The 16,131-nt window shown below is 74.1% G+C and carries 18 protein-coding genes; 8 read left to right on the plus strand and 10 right to left on the minus strand.

Annotation, left to right across the window (positions count from 1 at the left end; genetic code table 11):
• Window positions 1–9: 9 nt before the first annotated feature.
• Entirely contained in the window at window positions 10–3,561 is a 3,552-nt protein-coding gene (locus ACZ6Q9_RS13740) for an ATP-binding protein (protein ID WP_393454568.1), read from the minus strand.
• A 164-nt stretch (window positions 3,562–3,725) separates the two neighbouring features.
• On the opposite strand from ACZ6Q9_RS13740, the gene ACZ6Q9_RS13745 reads away from it, so the two are divergent.
• Window positions 3,726–3,941, plus strand: a complete 216-nt coding sequence (locus tag ACZ6Q9_RS13745) for a hypothetical protein (protein ID WP_357693205.1) — start codon at window positions 3,726–3,728, stop codon at window positions 3,939–3,941.
• 91 nt (window positions 3,942–4,032) lie between these two features.
• Here ACZ6Q9_RS13745 and ACZ6Q9_RS13750 read toward each other — a convergent pair whose 3' ends face one another.
• Window positions 4,033–4,725 carry a Crp/Fnr family transcriptional regulator gene (locus ACZ6Q9_RS13750; protein WP_350707996.1) on the minus strand — a complete coding sequence of 231 codons (693 nt, stop codon included), beginning with the start codon at window positions 4,723–4,725 and terminating at the stop codon, window positions 4,033–4,035.
• Between the two features lie 384 nt (window positions 4,726–5,109).
• Here ACZ6Q9_RS13750 and ACZ6Q9_RS13755 point away from each other — a divergent pair, with 384 nt between their 5' ends.
• The 4 genes from ACZ6Q9_RS13755 to proC all read left to right on the plus strand — a co-directional run bounded on the left by ACZ6Q9_RS13755 (window position 5,110) and on the right by proC (window position 8,271).
• Window positions 5,110–5,604, plus strand: coding sequence for a polyadenylate-specific 3'-exoribonuclease AS (locus tag ACZ6Q9_RS13755; protein WP_393301698.1), 495 nt, complete (start codon window positions 5,110–5,112; stop codon window positions 5,602–5,604).
• Between the two features lie 64 nt (window positions 5,605–5,668).
• Window positions 5,669–6,172: a pyridoxamine 5'-phosphate oxidase family protein gene (locus tag ACZ6Q9_RS13760; protein ID WP_393454571.1), complete on the plus strand. Its 504-nt coding sequence runs from the start codon at window positions 5,669–5,671 to the stop codon at window positions 6,170–6,172.
• 177 nt (window positions 6,173–6,349) lie between these two features.
• Window positions 6,350–7,378 carry a 6-phosphofructokinase gene (locus ACZ6Q9_RS13765; protein WP_393263305.1) on the plus strand — a complete coding sequence of 343 codons (1,029 nt, stop codon included), beginning with the start codon at window positions 6,350–6,352 and terminating at the stop codon, window positions 7,376–7,378.
• A 74-nt stretch (window positions 7,379–7,452) separates the two neighbouring features.
• Window positions 7,453–8,271, plus strand: a complete 819-nt coding sequence (proC, locus tag ACZ6Q9_RS13770) for a pyrroline-5-carboxylate reductase (RefSeq protein WP_350683692.1) — start codon at window positions 7,453–7,455, stop codon at window positions 8,269–8,271.
• 127 nt (window positions 8,272–8,398) lie between these two features.
• Here proC and ACZ6Q9_RS13775 read toward each other — a convergent pair whose 3' ends face one another.
• On the minus strand, window positions 8,399–8,836 hold the full coding sequence (locus ACZ6Q9_RS13775) for a VOC family protein (protein WP_396827486.1): 438 nt from the start codon (window positions 8,834–8,836) through the stop codon (window positions 8,399–8,401).
• 1 nt (window position 8,837) lies between these two features.
• On the minus strand, window positions 8,838–9,422 hold the full coding sequence (locus tag ACZ6Q9_RS13780; RefSeq protein WP_396827484.1) for a DinB family protein: 585 nt from the start codon (window positions 9,420–9,422) through the stop codon (window positions 8,838–8,840).
• A 61-nt stretch (window positions 9,423–9,483) separates the two neighbouring features.
• Here ACZ6Q9_RS13780 and ACZ6Q9_RS13785 point away from each other — a divergent pair, with 61 nt between their 5' ends.
• On the plus strand, window positions 9,484–10,443 hold the full coding sequence (locus ACZ6Q9_RS13785) for a helix-turn-helix transcriptional regulator (protein WP_396827482.1): 960 nt from the start codon (window positions 9,484–9,486) through the stop codon (window positions 10,441–10,443).
• 67 nt (window positions 10,444–10,510) lie between these two features.
• On the opposite strand, the gene ACZ6Q9_RS13790 is transcribed toward ACZ6Q9_RS13785, so the two are convergent.
• Both ACZ6Q9_RS13790 and ACZ6Q9_RS13795 read right to left on the minus strand, forming a co-directional pair.
• Window positions 10,511–11,107: a flavoprotein gene (locus tag ACZ6Q9_RS13790; RefSeq protein WP_393454648.1), complete on the minus strand. Its 597-nt coding sequence runs from the start codon at window positions 11,105–11,107 to the stop codon at window positions 10,511–10,513.
• Window positions 11,108–11,347: 240 nt separating this feature from the next.
• On the minus strand, window positions 11,348–12,640 hold the full coding sequence (locus ACZ6Q9_RS13795; RefSeq protein WP_396827480.1) for an exo-beta-N-acetylmuramidase NamZ family protein: 1,293 nt from the start codon (window positions 12,638–12,640) through the stop codon (window positions 11,348–11,350).
• A 157-nt stretch (window positions 12,641–12,797) separates the two neighbouring features.
• Between ACZ6Q9_RS13795 and ACZ6Q9_RS13800 the strand changes: the two genes are divergently transcribed.
• Window positions 12,798–13,148 carry a DUF2203 domain-containing protein gene (locus ACZ6Q9_RS13800; protein ID WP_393262842.1) on the plus strand — a complete coding sequence of 117 codons (351 nt, stop codon included), beginning with the start codon at window positions 12,798–12,800 and terminating at the stop codon, window positions 13,146–13,148.
• Between the two features lie 98 nt (window positions 13,149–13,246).
• Here ACZ6Q9_RS13800 and ACZ6Q9_RS13805 read toward each other — a convergent pair whose 3' ends face one another.
• Window positions 13,247–13,465 (minus strand): heavy-metal-associated domain-containing protein, encoded by a 219-nt coding sequence (locus tag ACZ6Q9_RS13805; protein ID WP_357693223.1) that lies wholly within the window; start codon window positions 13,463–13,465, stop codon window positions 13,247–13,249.
• On the minus strand, window positions 13,462–13,911 hold the full coding sequence (locus ACZ6Q9_RS13810; protein ID WP_393262839.1) for a nuclear transport factor 2 family protein: 450 nt from the start codon (window positions 13,909–13,911) through the stop codon (window positions 13,462–13,464). Before ACZ6Q9_RS13810 ends, ACZ6Q9_RS13805 begins: the two co-directional genes overlap by 4 nt.
• A gap of 82 nt (window positions 13,912–13,993) precedes the next feature.
• Between ACZ6Q9_RS13810 and ACZ6Q9_RS13815 the strand changes: the two genes are divergently transcribed.
• A complete protein-coding gene (locus ACZ6Q9_RS13815; protein WP_393454654.1) occupies window positions 13,994–14,584 on the plus strand; it encodes a TetR/AcrR family transcriptional regulator in 591 nt (196 codons plus the stop codon).
• A 92-nt stretch (window positions 14,585–14,676) separates the two neighbouring features.
• On the opposite strand, the gene ACZ6Q9_RS13820 is transcribed toward ACZ6Q9_RS13815, so the two are convergent.
• Together ACZ6Q9_RS13820 and ACZ6Q9_RS13825 are read right to left on the minus strand one after the other, a co-directional pair.
• Entirely contained in the window at window positions 14,677–15,351 is a 675-nt protein-coding gene (locus ACZ6Q9_RS13820) for an NADPH-dependent F420 reductase (protein ID WP_393262834.1), read from the minus strand.
• Between the two features lie 203 nt (window positions 15,352–15,554).
• Entirely contained in the window at window positions 15,555–16,049 is a 495-nt protein-coding gene (locus ACZ6Q9_RS13825; RefSeq protein WP_396827476.1) for a glutathione peroxidase, read from the minus strand.
• Window positions 16,050–16,131 lie beyond the last annotated feature (82 nt).

Here is a 16,131-nt window from a genome sequence, read left to right on the forward strand (position 1 = left end):
GGCGGCGGGTCAGCAGGCCAGGGCGGGATCGGCGGGGGCAGCCGGTGGGCGGGTCAGGTCCAGCAGCCCGGGCGCGCCGTTGCGCAGCGCGAAGGCGCGCAGCTCGGCCAGCTCCGGGCGGCTCGCCGTCGGCTCGCCGGCCCGCTCCAGCTCCACGGCCGCGAAGGTGAGGGCCAGCATCCGGTCGGTCACGTCCGGGATGCCGGCGTAGATCTCGGCGCCCGCCAGGTGCAGCTCGGCGGCCCGCCGGTGGTCTCCGTCCGCGGCGGCCAGCGCCCCGGTCACCGTCCGCAGCGCCGCCTCCGACCAGGGCGTACGGTGGCCCACCCGGTCCAGCATCGCGCGCACCCGGGCGGCCGTGTCCCGCCCGGCGAGGCTGGCCGCGTAGGCGGCCGCCGCGATCCACTCGCCGCTGGCCAGGGCGGGCACCGCCGACCAGGAGGTGGCCAGCTCGTCGATCAGCGCCGCCGCCTCGTCGCGGCGCCCCTGCAACGCCCGGCAGAGCGCGCCCATCGCCAGCATCGTCCAGTGCAGCCGGTGGAAGCCGCTGCGCCGGGCGGCGTCGAGCGCGGCAGCGACGTCGTCGGCGGCGGGGTCGGCCGGGGACCGGGCCGGCGGCACCGGCTCGCCCCGCAGGACCAGCAGGCAGGAGCGCAGGCCCCGGACCTGCATGTCCCAGCTTCCCGTGGGGGTGTCCACGAACGCCTCGGCCGCGGTGAGCAGCCGGCCGAAGTCGCCGTCGAACCAGGCCCGCATCGCCTCCGCCGAGTAGCTGGTGGTCAGCGTCTGCCCGCTGGCCGTACGCGCCGGCGACGACGAGAGCAGCGCGTCCGAGCGGAGCCAGTCGCCCTCCTCCCGGACTGCGTACGCCAGGTTCTGGATGGCGCGGGGCAGGGCGATCAGCTGACCGGCGCGGCTGACCTCGACGATGGAGTGCAGCTCGTCCAGGCCCGACCGGTCGCCCGCCTGGTAGCGGGCGGTGGCGGAGGTGATCCGGGCGTTGGTGCGGGTCTCCGTCAGCCCCAGCCGCTCGCCGATCTCCGCCGCCCGGTCCGCCGCGGCGACGGCCGGGTCCCGCTCGTAGTTGAGCATGTGCAGTCGGCCCAGCTCGGCGTAGGCGTCCGCCTTCTGCGGGCTGTCGGGCAGCGGGGCGAAGAGCTGCACGGCCCGGTCCAGGCAGGCCAGCGCGGCGGCCCGGTCGGCGCGCAGCCACGCGGCCTGGCCGAGCAGCGTCCAGGCGCGCGCCGCGCAGGCGTCGTCGCCGTGCGACAGCAGCCGGTCGGCGAGCGCCTGCATCTGCTCCGAGCCGCCGCCGGAGAGGAAGGCGTTGCCGTCCCGGTAGAAGGAGATCTCCGTGCTGAGCAGCTCCAACTGGAGGCGGCCGACCGGGTCGGACTCGTCGGCCAGCCCGAGCGCTCGGCCCGCGTGGCTCGCCGCCACGTCGAGGCTGTGCAGCGCGTACGCCCGCCGGGCCGCCCGGTGCAGCGCCGCGCGGGCGGTGCCGGCGTAGCGGGCGGTGTCCATGCCCAGCGTCCGGGCGATCTCGTGCGCCGCCCAGCGGTGGTGGGCGAGCACCTCCGCCAGGTCGGTGTCCCGGCTCTGCGACAGCGTGTCCAGCCACTCCGCTGTGCGCTCGTGCCGCGCCACCCGTTCGGTGCGGGGCAGCCGCTGATAGCACACGTCGCGCACCAGCACGTGCCGGAACCGGTACTCCGGCTGCCCCGCCATGGTCGAGGCGGCCTGTTCGTGCACGAAGTCGCGCTGCTCCAGCCGGCGCAGCGCGCGTTCCACCGACTCGACGGGCTGCCCGAGGGCGGCGGCCACCGCGCCCGGCCAGAACTGCACGCCCACCACGGCGGCGGCCAGCAGCACCGTGCGCTCCTTGGTGTCGAGCAGGTCGATCCGGTTGGCGATGACGGCGTGCACGCTCTCCGGCATGGGCAGGTCGAGGTGCTTCTCCAGCGACCAGCCCCGCCCGGACTGGCGCAGCGCGCCCTGCTCGATGAGCATCCGCACGTACTCGTGGGCGTAGAGGGGGTTGCCGCCGGCCACCTCCACCAGCGGCGTCAGCATGTCGGCGGAGAACGCCGCCTGGCCGAACATGTGGGCGTACAGCGAGGCGATGCCGGTGTCCCGCAGCGGTGGCAGGGTGATGGTCACCGAGCCCGTGATCGTCCCTGCCCAGCTCGGGTCCCGGTCGACCAGCTCCGGCCGGGCGGTGCAGAGCAGCAGCAGCGGCACGTCCCGGGCGGCGGCGCCGAGCAGCTCCACGAAGCGCAGCATCGCGTCGTCGGCCCAGTGCAGGTCCTCGAAGACCAGCACGGTCGGCCGGCGCGCGGCCAGCGCCAGCAGGAAGCGCCGCCACGCCGACTCGGTCTCCTCGGCCGGCAGCGGGGTGCCCGGCAGGCCGACCAGCGGTCGCAGCGCGTCCACGAGGCGTTCCCGCTCACCCGGGCCGACCAGCTCGCCGACGGCCGAGGCGAGCCGCTGGGCGGCCGTCGACGCGGGGTCGGTGTCCAGGATGCCGGCCTCGGCCTTGACGATGTCGGCCAGCGCCGCGAACGTCACGTTCTCGCCGAACGGCGGGCACCGCCCGGTACGCCAGGTCAGCGGCTCGTCGACCAGCCGGTCCACGTGCCGGTACAGCTCGCGCACCAGCCGGCTCTTGCCGAGCCCGGCCCGGCCGAAGACGGTCACCACCTGGGGGCGCCGGTCGCGCAGCGACCGGTGCAGGGCGTTGACCAGCATCCCCAGCTCGTGTTCCCGGTCGATGAGCGGCGTCGTGTCCGGCTGCCGGTCGGTCGGCTGCCGGCGCACGGGGGAGAGGGCCAGCCACACCTCGGTCGTCGTGGACCGCCCGCGCAGCATGACCGGCGGCTGCTCGGAGTAGCGGATGGTGTCCCGGGTGAGCGCGTAGGTGGTGCCGCAGACCAGCACCCCGCCGGGCGGCGCGACGGACTGCATCCGGGAGGCCGTGTTGACCACGTCGCCGGCGACGATCGCCTGGCCGCCGTCGCGGGCGGCGGCCACGTCCACCAGCGCCTCGCCGGTGGCCACGCCGACCCGGAAGCGCAGCGCGTCCGCGCCGGTGGGGGTGAACCGGGTCAGCACCCGTTGCAGCTCCAGGCCGGCCCGGACGCAGCGCAGCGCGTCGGTCTCGGTCGCCACCGGCGCCCCGAACAGGGCCATCACCGCGTCCCCGATGTACTTCTCCACCACGCCGCCGTACTGCCCGACGACCCGGCGGGCGGCCGAGAAGAACCCCGTCTGCATGCCGCGGACCAGCTCCGGGTCGGCCCGTTCGACGTACGGGGTGAAGTCGATCAGGTCGACGAAGAGCACGCTGACCCGGCGGCGGTCCTCCTGCGGGGGCGCCGCCCGCCGGTCGGCGCCCGGCCGGGGCGCGCCGCAGGAGGTGCAGAACGCCACGTCCCGGGCGAGCGGGCGCAGGCAGTGCGGACACACCGCGCCGAGCTCGTTGCCGCAGCCGCCGCAGAAGCGGTCGCCGGCGGCGGCCGTGCGTCCACAGCGGTCACACTGCGTGGCGATGACACCCTCCACTGGCGGTCCCGCCGGCGCCGGGGTCGGCGCCGTCCCGGTGCCAGTATCGCCGCCGCCTCAGCTGTCGGGTACCGGGCTGTTGGCTTGTGGACAGTCCACCGGCCGGTCCTGCGGCTACAGTCAGGCGGCTGATTTGTCGAACAACGACCACAGGGGGACGCCCGATGGTGTACGTGATGCTGCAGAGCGACTGGACCGACAGCAACGGGGTGAGCCACTTCGCGGGCGACTCCGTCGACGTGGACGCCGCCACGCTGGCGACGCTCCAGGCGCAGGGGATCGTCAGCGAGCAGTCCGGCGGCGGCAGCAAGGACGGCACCGAGTGGGCCGGTCCGGGCAGCACCACCAACTGGGCCGGGCCGGGCAGCGCCACGCCCTGACATCCCGCACCAACGAAAGGGGCCGGAGCAACCGCTCCGGCCCCTTTCCGTGCGGTTGGCGGGGCGGTGAGGCGAGCTGGGCGCGTACGCCTCAGCGGTCGTTCATGCCGGCGCGGCGGCGCAGTGCCGCGACGTCGGTGACCACGATCCGGCGGCCCTCGGTGCGCAGCCAGCCGCGGTTGGCGAACGACCCGATCGCCTGGTTGACGCTCTGCCGCGAGCCGCCGGCCATCTCGGCGAGCTGGCTCTGGTTGAGCTCGATCGTGATCATCGGGGCCTGGCTCTCGCCGGCCAGCCGAACCAGGGTCTTGGCCACCCGGCCGGGCAGGTCCAGGAAGACGTGGTCGGCGTTCTGCTCGGTGAGCCGGCGGATCAGCCCGCCCAGCGAGCGCATCACCGCGTCGAGGATGCGCGGGTTGGAGTGCACCAGCTCCATGAACGCGCCCCGGGACAGCGCGAGCGCCGCGCAGTCCTCGATCGCCTCGGCCGAGGCCGAGCGGGTGGACGCGTCGAGCAGGGAGACCTCGCCCAGCACGTCGGGCGGGCGGATGACCGACAGCACCGCGCGCTCGCCGGTCGGCGCGGTGCGGAAGACCGCCACCGCGCCCCGGCGCAGCACGATCAGCGACTCGCCGGGGTCGTTCTCCACGAACAGCAGCTGACCCTTGCGGTACGTCCGGGGGACCGCCGCCGCGATGACCCGTTGCCGGACCTCCGGCTCGAGCCCGGCGAACATCTCCACACCCGTGAGCGCGTCACCCGGCTCCGGCAGGCGCATCTCCACGGCCCAACCCCTCCCCGGTCCAGGACCACAACTCGCTCACCGGGTGAACCTGAAGGCCCTCGACGAGGTGAACTGACACCGGTTCGGCGTCCGGTAGCGGTACACATCAGATCATGACTGTCCTGTCGCTTGCTGTACACCCCTCAAATCACTTCCGTGACACTCCCGAGCTGCGACGACCGGCATCGTGGGAGCCGGATCCGGTTCCCGGGCGGACCGCCGGGGGGCGGGGGCGGATCCGGTCGCACCGGTGACCACGGTCGGCGGACGCGGGGGGCGGGACCACCCTCGCGCCCGCCGGCCGGCGGGCCCCGGTGCCGCCGGCGGCCGGGCGCGGCAACCCCGGTCGCCGGCACGCGGCCGGCGTGGGTGAGGATGGCGGTGATGGTCTACCGCTACTTCTACGACTGCGAGTTCATCGAGGACGGCCGCATCGTCGACCTGGTGTCGATCGGCGTCGTCGACGAGTACGGCCGCGAGTTCTACGCCGTGTCGACCGAGTTCGACGACTCGCGGGCCGTGCCCTGGGTGCGCCGCAACGTGCTCGACAAGCTGCCGTCCCCGGCGGACCGCGCCTGGCGCTCCCGGGAGCGCATCCGCGACGAGCTCTACGACTTCCTCGTCGAGCCGGTCAGGGACCGGCCGGGCGAGCAGCTGGAGCTCTGGGCCTGGTACGCGGCGTACGACCACGTGGTCCTCGCGCAGCTGTGGGGGGCGATGCCGGCGCTGCCCCGGGAGATCCCCCGGTTCACCAAGGAGCTGCGCCAGCTCTGGGACGACCGGGGCAGGCCGCCGCTGCCGGACGCCGCGTCGGCCCGGCACGACGCGCTGGTCGACGCCCGGCACAACCTGGCGCGCTGGCGTGCGATGACCGGTTAGTAGGTTTGGTCGGTTCTGTCCCGGGCACCGGTGCGACGTCGAGCCGATGCGAGGGAGTGGTCCCGTGAGCAACGAACCGAGCAGCGCCGCCGACGCCCGGCGACGGGTCACCGAGCTGGCCCGGGAGGCCCGGATCTGCATGCTGACGACGATCGCCGTGGACGGCCGCATGGTGAGCCGGCCGATGGGCCTGCAGGAGGCGGAGTTCGACGGGGACCTGTGGTTCTTCGCGTACGCCGACTCCGCCAAGGTGCGGCAGATCCGGGTCAACCCGGAGGTCAACGTCGCGTTTTCCGACTCGAAGCGCGACGCCTGGGTCTCGATCTCCGGCACCGCGCGGGAGGGCTACGACCGGGCCAGGGCGGAGCAGTTGTGGAACCCGGTGCTCAGGGCCTGGTTCCCGGACGGGCTGGACACCCCCGGGCTCACGCTGATCACGGTGCACGCCGGCTCCGCGGAGTACTGGGACTCGCCGTCCGGCACGGTGGTCAACCTGTTCGGCCACGCCAGGGCGGCGGTGACCGGGAAGCCGCCGAGGGCGGGGGAGAACCGCGAGGTCAGCTACTGACCGGTAGGTCGACCGGCCGGTGGGACGGCCCGGGGCGCGGTGCCGGCGTGCACCCGCGCCGACTACAGTGCGCACTGACGGCCCGCCCCGGGCCGGCAACGGCGCCGATGGTCTGATCCGACACATATCCTGGGGCAAATCGGGCTTCACCTGATGCTCCAGGAGGATGAGCAGATCATGCGTATCGGCGTGCTCACCGGCGGCGGCGACTGCCCAGGTCTCAACGCGGTCATCCGGGCGGTGGTCCGCAAGGGCGTCGCCAGCTACGGCCACGAGTTCGTGGGTTTCCGGGACGGCTGGAAGGGCCCCCTGGAGGGCCTGTCCCGCCCGCTGGGCATCGCGGAGGTCCGCGGCATCCTGCCGCGCGGCGGCACCATCCTCGGTTCCTCTCGGACCAACCCCTTCAAGATCGAGAACGGCGTCGAGCGGATCAAGGACAACCTCGCCGCTCAGGGCGTCGACGCGCTCATCGCGATCGGCGGCGAGGACACCCTCGGCGTGGCCACCAAGCTGCACGACCTCGGCGTCCACGTGATCGGCGTGCCGAAGACGATCGACAACGACCTCGGCGCCACCGACTACACCTTCGGCTTCGACACCGCGGTCAACATCGCGATGGAGGCCATCGACCGGCTGCACACCACCGCCGAGAGCCACCACCGCACCCTCGTCGTCGAGGTGATGGGCCGGCACGCCGGCTGGATCGCCCTGCACGCCGGCCTGGCCGGCGGCGCCAACGTGATCCTGCTGCCGGAGCGGCAGTTCGACGTCGAGCAGGTCGCCGGCTACGTCGAGAAGCGCTTCCAGCACCAGTACGCCCCGATCGTCGTGGTCGCCGAGGGCGCCCAGCCGCTCGACGGCCAGATGGTGCTGCACAACCAGGAGCTCGACGCGTTCGGTCACGTCCGCCTCGGCGGCATCGGCCAGTGGCTCGCCGAGCAGCTGGAGGCCAAGACCGGCAAGGAGGCCCGCACGGTCGTGCTCGGGCACATCCAGCGCGGCGGCACCCCGACCGCCTTCGACCGGGTGCTCGCCACCCGGCTCGGCCTGCACGCGATCGACGCCGCGCACGAGGGCGACTGGGGCAAGATGGTCGCCATGCAGAGCACGGACATCGTCCGCGTTCCGCTCGCCGAGGCCACCCGCGAGCTGAAGACCGTGCCGCTGGAGCGGTACGCCGAGGCCGAGGTCTTCTTCGGTAGCTGATCGAGGTGTCGACGGCGCGGCGGGCCGCAGGGCCCGCCGCGCCGTCGACCACGACAGGGAGGGGTACGCCCGCGATGTCGTCCGGGGTGCACACGGTCGCGGTGATCGGGGCGGGCAAGATCGGTGAGCTGATGCTCTCCGGGCTGCTGCGCTCCGGATGGCCGGTGGACCGGCTGCTGGCCACCGCCCGCCGGCCCGCCCGCGCGGAGGAGCTGACCGCCCGCTACGGCGTACGGGTGGTCGACAACCTGGCCGCGGTGGACGAGGCCGAGGTGCTCGCCGTCTCGGTCAAACCGCAGGACGCGGCGGCGCTGCTGGAGGAGATCGGGCCGAAGGTGCCCGCCGACAAGCTGGTGATCTCGCTCTGTGCCGGCCTGCCGACCAGCTTCTTCAACCGGCGGCTGCCCGACGGCACCCCCGTGGTGCGGGTGATGACCAACACCCCCGCCCTGGTCGACCAGGCGATGACCGCGATCTCCGCCGGCGCGCACGCCACCGGGGCGCACCTCGCGCTGGCCGAGGAGATGTTCAAGCCGCTCGGCTCGACCATCCGGGTGCCCGAGTCGCAGCAGGACGCGGTGACCGCGCTGTCCGGCTCCGGGCCGGCGTACTTCTACCTCCTGGTCGAGGCGATGATCGACGCGGGCATCCTGCTCGGCCTGCCCCGGCAGGTCGCACACGAGCTGATCGTGCAGACCGCGATCGGCTCCGCGGTGATGCTGCGTGACTCCGGCGAGCACCCGGTGAAGCTGCGCGAGGCGGTCACCTCGCCGGCCGGCACCACCATCTCCGCCGTGCGCGAGCTGGAGAAGCACGGCGTACGCGCGGCGCTGCTCGCCGCGCTGGAGGCCGCCCGGGACCGGGCCCGGGAGCTGGCCGCCCAGGCCGACTGACCCGTCGTGGTCCGACCTCGCGGGTCGAGGCTCCGACCCGTCTGTCGGCCGGTGGTCCGTACGACCGGCACGGACGGGTCCGGCGCGTCCGGACCGCGCCGATGTCGCCGACCCGCCGCGCGGCTGGTCAGTCGAGGCAGAACTCGTTGCCCTCGGGGTCGGCCATCACGATGTGACCGGCGCCGAGCGGGGGAGCGGGCTCGTGGCGCTGGAGCCGGGTGGCGCCGCGGGAGACGAGCCGCTCGGCCTCCGCCTCCAGGGCCGCCATCCGCGCGTCGCCCTGGAGCCCTGGGGCGGCCCGCACATCGAGGTGCACGCGGTTCTTGGCCTGCTTCCCCTCCGGCACCCGTTGGAAGAACAGCCGCGGCCGGGATCCCTCCGGGTCGACCAGAGCCGAGGCGTCGTTGCGGCGCTCGGGCGGCACGCCCATCGCGTCGAGGGCCTGCTCCCACGACTCGAAGCCCCCGGGCGGGGCCTGCAACTGGTAGCCGAGGGCCTCGGCCCAGAACGCCGCCAACCCGGCCGGGTCGGTGCAGTCGAACGTGATCTGTACGTCGCGGGCCATCTCAGCTCGCCTCCAGTCGGGTCTGCTGGCCATTGTGCAGGTAGAGGTCGCGGAGCAGGCACACCTCGGCCAGATGATGGATCAGTTCGCGGTTGACGTGCAGCACCAGTGCTGCCATTGGACGCTCGGCGTACGGCCCCTCCGCCGCCCCGCACGGGCGGGCGAGGCCGGTTTCGCCGAGGGACTCGACCCCGGCCAGCCACGTGGCGTACTCCGCGTCGAGCTGGGCCAGCGCCGCGGCCGCGGTCGCGGCGTACCCGAACGACTGGTAGTCGGTGGGCGCGTGACCGAAGTGCGCGGCGTTGCGCATCGCGAGCACGCCGACGATCACGTGCCCGAGTCGCCAGGCGATCGTCGTGACCGGTGGCGGGTCGGGCACCGGCATCGCGAAGTCGATGGTCATCGCGCCGGACCCGGCCCGCACCGGTGCGGCGCCGGTGCCGCGCGGGCGCACGCTCCAGCAGCCGGGCGACGGCTCCCAGAAGTACTCGTCGTCGGTGAGTCCGTCGAGACGATCGCGCAGCTGGCGGGTCCAGTGCCAGGCGAGCTGATCTCGGAGCAGGAGATTCCAGGTCCGGTCGGTCATGGTTCCAGCCTCCCGTAGATAGCGGACAGGATCGTTCCGCGATCTGTGGAACGATGAACACGTGACCGTCGAGGCGACGACCGAGCGGGTGCTGCGGTTGCTGGCGTTGCTGCAGCGCCGGCCGTCCTGGACCGCCGCCGAGCTGGCCGCCGAGCTGGGGGTCACCGACCGCTCGGTGCGCCGCGACGTGGAGCGGCTGCGGGCGATCGGCTACCCCGTGCACGCGACGGCGGGCGTCGGCGGCGGCTACCAGCTCGGCGCCGGCACCCGGCTGCCGCCGCTGCTCCTCGACGACGAGGAGGCGATCGCGACGGCGGTGTCCCTGCGGCTGGCGTCGGGGGGCACGGTCGCCGGGGCGGGCGAGGCGGCGCTGCGGGCGCTCGCGAAGCTCGACCAGGTGATGCCGCCCCGGCTGCGCGCCGAGGTGCGGGCGGTGCACGGCGCCACCGAGACCCTGGTCGGCCCCGGGGTCGAGATCGACCCGGAGCTGCTGGTGACGCTCGCGCGGGCCTGCCGCGACGCGGTGCGGGTGCGGTTCCGTTACGCCGGCCGCGACGGCGGGGAGCGCGAGCGCACGGTCGAGCCGGTGCGGATGGTCGCCACCGGCCGCCGCTGGTACCTGATGGCCCGGGACGTCGACCGCGACGACTGGCGCACCTTCCGGCTGGACCGGATGCGCGAGGTGACGGCGACGACCTGGCGCTTCCGGGCGAGGGAGCATCCGGACCCGGTCGCCTACGTGCAGCGGTCCGTGACCGAGGCGCCGTACCGGTATGTCGCCCGGGTGCGGGTGCACGCCCGGCCCGACCGGGTGCGGGAGCTGGTGCCGCCCCAGGTGGGGCGAGTCGAGGACGATCGCGACGGGTGGTGCGTGCTCGTCGTCGGCGGGGAGAACCTGGACTGGCTCGCCGTGCACGTGGCCCGGCTGGGCTTCGAGGCGGAGGTGCTGGAGCCCCCGGAGCTGCGGGAGGCCGTCGCCCTGCTCGCCCGGCGCCTCACCGCGATGGCCGGGACCGGCTGACGCCGGGCATGACGGCCTTTCCCGTGGGCGGAGGGCGCCGGCGCCCACCTCACGGGTCCGTGGTGGATCAGCCGGACCGGAGCGCCAGGTCGTCGGCGCGGTGCGCCCGGCCCGCGCCGGCCTGCGCGGGGACCCGGGCGAACCGCGTCCAGGCGGAGACCACCTGCTCGGCGGCGTGCCACGGGAAGGGGGCGCTGACCTCGTCCGCCGCCTCGGCGGCCCCGATGACCGTCACGCCCCAGTGCCGCAGCCGCGCCAGGCTCTCCAGGAAGGCGGGGTGCCGGGCGAGCGCCGGCTCCGGGGCGGGCACGACGAGGACCGGCAGGCCGACGGCGGTCGCCTCGTTGAGCAGCCGCAGGGCCAGGTTGTCGTTGAGGCCGTACGCCCACTTGTTGACCAGGTCGAAGCTGGCCGGCGCGACCGCGTAGGCGTCGGCCGGCGGCAGCGGGTACAGCGTCTCCGGCTGCTCCTCCTCGTGGACCGGGTGGCGGGTGAGGCCGGCGATCGCGGCCCGGTCGATCGCGGCCGTCGCGTCCGGGGCGGCGATGACGTGGACCTCCCAGCTCAGCTCCTGGCAGGCCGCGACGAACGGGGTGAGTCCGGCGACGGGCTCGGCGCCGCAGACCACGAGGTGCAGGACAGGCGATCGTGACTTCCCGGGCATGACGCTCCTATCGGCGTGACGTGTCCCGCGCCAGTCGTGGCGAGATGCCGCCGGACGTGCGGCGGGACGTCGATCGCCTGCGTCACCGGCGATCTCGCCGATCGAGTGGCTCCGGATGTCCGTGGGGATCCCGAGAGCCGAGGGTATCGAGCCGGTCACCGACGTGAGCCCGTTTCCGGTGAACCGGCCGGACCGGCGGCGGGCCGCCGAACAGCTGAGCGCCGGGTCAGCCGGATGTCCCTAGTAGAGCAGGTGGGGCGCCCGCCGCCGGTCGAACTCGGCCAGCTCGTCGGCCCAGGCGCCGACCACGTCGGCCACGTCGGCGCCCGCGTCGATCATCGTGCGTAGCCGCGGCGATCCGGTCAGCTTGTCCACCCAGTACGGTCGCACGGCGTCCCACGAGTCGCTCCGCCACGCGAACGCCGGGTACTTGCGCGCCTCCACCAGCATCGCGACCGCCGTCCGGATCGGGTCGTACGTCGCCCGGTCGACGACCTTCACCTCCACCCCGGCGCAGAGCTTGTTGAGCAGTGCCGGCTTCTGCCCCGCCGCCGTCGGCGTGAAGTACGCCTCGCGGAACTCGACGCCGGGCAGGTCGCGCGCGTTGAGCCGGTCGGACCAGTGGTAGTCGAAGTCGCCGGCCAGGCCGCCGATCAGCTCGAACGGCCTGCAGGTGCCCCGGCCCTCGGTGAGCGAGGCGACGCCCTCGAACAGGCCGGTGCCGGGATAGACCAGCGCGGTGTCCGGGGTGGGCATGTTCGGGCTGGGCATCACCCAGGGCAGGTCGGTGTCGGCGGCCAGCCTGTCGCGCTTCCAGTGCCGGCACCGGACCACGTGCAGGTCGACGGGCCGCCCCGCCGCGGCGGGCAGGAACTCCGCGTTGAAGAACCCGGCCAGCTCGCCCACGGTCATCCCGTGCTGCTGGACGATCTCCTTCAGACCCACGCCGGAGGTGTAGGCGGGCGTCATCATCGGCCCGTAGGCCCGGCCGCCGACCGGGTTCGGCCGGTCCAGCACGACGTACCGCTTGCCGACGCGGGCGGCGGCCACCATCGAGGTGTACATCGTCCAGATGTACGTGTAGAACCGGACGCCGACGTCCTGGATGTCGAAGACGACGGTGTCGACGCCGGCCTCGGTGAACATGGTCTCCCACTTGGCCTGGGAGGCCCCGTACGCGTCGTAGACGGTGATCCCGGTGCGGGCGTCGACGCCGGTGCCCTCGCTGCCGCCGGCCTGCGCCGAGCCACGGAAGCCGTGCTCGGGGCCGAACGCCGCGGCCAGCCGTACCGCGCCCGAGGCGTGCATCAGGTCGACCAGGTGGCGGTAGGACGCGTCCACCCCGGTGGGGTTGGAGATCACGCCGACCCGCTGGCCGGCGAGGTCCGCGAAGTCGGACCCGACGAGGACGTCGAGGCCGGTCTCCACGCGGCGGATGCCCGGGGCCGCGTTGCCGGGCGTGCCAGGGGCCGCCGCCGCGACCGCGCCCGCGGTCACCGCACCCGCACCGGCCAGGAACTTCCTGCGCTCCATGTCGACCTCCCGTCGGTTGCGTCGAAACTTAGCTACGCATTGATGCCCCGTCAAGGAAGGTTAGCTACATGGCGGGAGGCGGTGCGGACCGCGCGCGAAGCCACGGGCGCGGCGGCGTCCGGCCGGCCGCCCGGACGTGGTGCTCCATACTGGCCCGGTGTTCACCCTCGCCCAGGCCCGTCACCTGATCGCCACGCTGCGCCCGCGCGTCGACGAGCTGATCCGGCTGCGGGCCGACCTGGCCGAACTGCGCGCCGACCTGGCCGACCGGGGCGCCAGCCCGCTCGGCGGACGGGCCGAGGCCAAGGGGCTGGAGGCCCGGCTGCACGCCCTCGTCGAGGAGCTGCACTCCCACGACATCCAGGTCAAGGGCATCGCGCCGGTACTGCTCGACTTCCCGGGCGAGCGGGCCGGCCGGCCGGTGCTCTGGTGCTGGCTGGAGGGAGACACCGACGTGCGCTGGTACCACCGCGTCGAGTGCGGCTTCGCCGGCCGCCGCCCGGTCTGACCCGGCGGCGCAACGGCCAGGTCCACCACCCGGTCGGCGGCCTTCCGGGCCGGCGCGGGGCGCGGCGCGCCGGCCGCCTGCCCCGCGGGGATCGCGGGCTACTCCGGAAGTGGGTCGGTGAGCTCGTAGCCCGCTTCCTCGACGGCGGCGCGCACCTCGGCGACGGCGAGAACCCTGTCGCTGGTCACCGTGACCGTGCCGGCCTCGACGTCGACCGCCACGGCGGTGACGCCCCGCAGGCGCTCGATCTCCTCGGTGACGAAGGCCGCGCAGTGCCCGCAGGCCATGCCACTCACGGCCCAGGAGGCGGTGGTCATGCCGACTCCGTCGGCAGGTCGCGTGCCCGCGGTGCCGGCTGGCCCGGAGCGGGTTCGGGATCGGCGGGCACGGTGCGGGTGAGCATGTGCGACCGGCGCATCCGACCGTCGGGGGTGAACTGTCCGAAGAAGTGCACCTCCATGGCGAGGGGCCGCTTCGGGTTGTCCACGTGCAGCGTGTACCGCGCGGCGACGCGGTCCCCGTGCGCCAGTGCCTCGTGCACCTCGATGCGGCTGTCGGGCCTCTTCCTGCGCACCGGGCGGGTGTGCGCCACCAGCTTGTCGCGGTCCATCCGGTGCCCGTCGGCGACCTGGACGATGTCGGGCGTGTGGTAGCGGTCGACGATTAGCCCGGCGTCCTCGTCGCTGCCCAACAGGTCGGCGGTGAAGGAGGTGAAGAAGTCGGCGATGAACTGCTCGGGGTCGGTGTCAAGGCGTGGACGCATGGCGCTCCCGTCTCGTGGCGCGGGGATAACTCTTACAGCTTGTAAGATATGGACGCCCGGCAACTTTGGCAAGATGTAAGAGATGACCTCGTCCCCGAAGCGCCGCGCCGACGCCCTGCGGAGCAGGGCCGCCGTCCTGGACGCGGCCGTGCGGCTCCTCAGCACCCACCCCGACGCGAGCGTCGAGGCCGTCGCCTCGGCCGCGGGAGTGACCCGGCAGACCGTCTACGCCCACTTCTCGTCCCGGCAGCAGTTGCTGGCGGCGGTCCTCGACCGGGTCACCGAGGAGGTCGTCGCCGCGATGGACGCCGCCGACACCGACACCGGGCCGGCCGCCGACGCGTTGCTGCGCATGCTCGACGTCAGCGCCCGCGAGGCCGGGAAGTACCGCGGCCTGCTCCAGGCGATCAGCGCCCTGCCGGTGAGCCCGCAGGCCGACCAGGAGCGTCACGCGCCGGTCGCCGACCGGCTCGGGCGGGTGGTCCGGCGCGGCCAGGAGGCCGGCGAGTTCGACGACCGGCTCCCGGCCGACTGGTTCGTCGCCGTGGTCGTCAAGCTGGGCCACGCCGCGAGCGAGGAGGCCGACGCCGGCCGGATGTCCGAGGCGGACGCGACGGCGGCGCTCCGCACCAGCCTGCTCCGCGTGCTCGGCGCGCCCACCCCACCCGGGTGAGCGGCACTTCCGGCGGTGGCCATCCGGGGACGACGGCCGGCACCGCCCCGCTGGTCGGTGCCGGTCGGCGTCCGTTCACCGCCGCGGCGTGCTCAGCGGGTGGCGGCGGCCAGGGCGGCGCGCACCGTGGCGGCGTCGGCCGGCGCCTCGCGCTCCCAGTTCGCCGGGTCGGCCGAGTAGATGGTCCCGTACGCCGGCGTGTCCGGCTGGTAGCGCCAACTCTCGGCGAGCGTCCCGGCGTCGACGGCGTCGTAGCCGATCCGGTCGAGGAAGGCCGTGGCGTCGGCCTTCGCGCCCGCGTCGTCGCCGCCGACCGGCAACGCGCTGCGGTCGGCGGCGCCGGCGGGCCGGGCCAGCGCGTGCAGGTGCTTGAAGAAGATGTTGTTGAAGACCTTGACCACCCGCGACCGCGGCAGGTGCCGCTGCAGCAGCTCGCTGCTGGTGACCGAGCCGGCGTCGAGCTCGGGGAAGGTGCCGTCCCGCTCCGGGTAGTAGTTGTTGGTGTCCAGCACGACCTTGCCGACCAGCGGCTCGACCGGCACGTCCCGGTACGCCTTGAGCGGGATGGTGACGACCACCAGGTCGCCGGCCTCCGCCGCCTCCGCCGGGGTGGCCGCCCGGGCGCGCGCCCCCAGCTCGTCGACGAGGTCCTTGAGGGTCTCCGGGCCGCGCGAGTTGCTCAGCACCACGTCGTAGCCGGCGGCCACCGCCAACCGCGCCACCGTCCCGCCGATGTGTCCACTGCCGATCAGTCCCACAGTTGTCATGTCGGTCCCCAACTCCGTTCGTTGCGGCCGTATTCCCTATCGGTGCGGTCGACAATTCCCGCCGTCGCCGCGCTGGCGGCGGGGGCGCGGCCGGCGGCGGCGACGGGTGGCCCGTACGCCCAACGTACCGCCGACCGTGGCCCGGCGGACACGTAGCGGCACCGTTCCGTCCACGGAGGAGCCGAGCCGGCGCCGGGTGGTGGTCAGGCCGCCGGGGGCAGCACCTTCTCGATCGCGGCGCGCAGTTCGGCCGCGTCGGGCTGGACGGTCGGCGCGAACCGGGCCGCGACCGTGCCGTCCGGCGCGACCAGGAACTTCTCGAAGTTCCACCGCACGTCGCCCGTGTGCCCCTCGGCGTCGGCGGTGCCCACCAGCGCGGCGTAGAGGGGGTGGCGGTCGGGGCCGTTGACGTCGACCTTCTCGGTCAGCGGGAAGGTCACTCCGTAGTTGACCTGGCAGAAGTCGCTGATCTCCTCGGCCGTGCCCGGCTCCTGGCCGGCGAACTGGTTGCAGGGCGCGCCGAGCACCACCAGGCCGCGGTCGGCGTACTCGTCGTGCAGCGCCTGGAGGCCGGCGTACTGCGGGGTGAGGCCGCAGCGGGAGGCGACGTTGACCACCAGCAGCGCGCGTCCGCGGTGCTGCGCGAGGTTCGCCGGGCCGCCGGTCAGGGCGTCGATGTGGGTGTCGAAGACGGTCATGGGCCGAGGTTACGCGCCGCCGCCGGGCGCGCCGCGGGGCCGGGTGGAGGCCGACCGCGCTCCCAGCGGGAATCGATACATG

It is taken from the genome of Micromonospora sp. NPDC049139 (assembly GCF_055586845.1).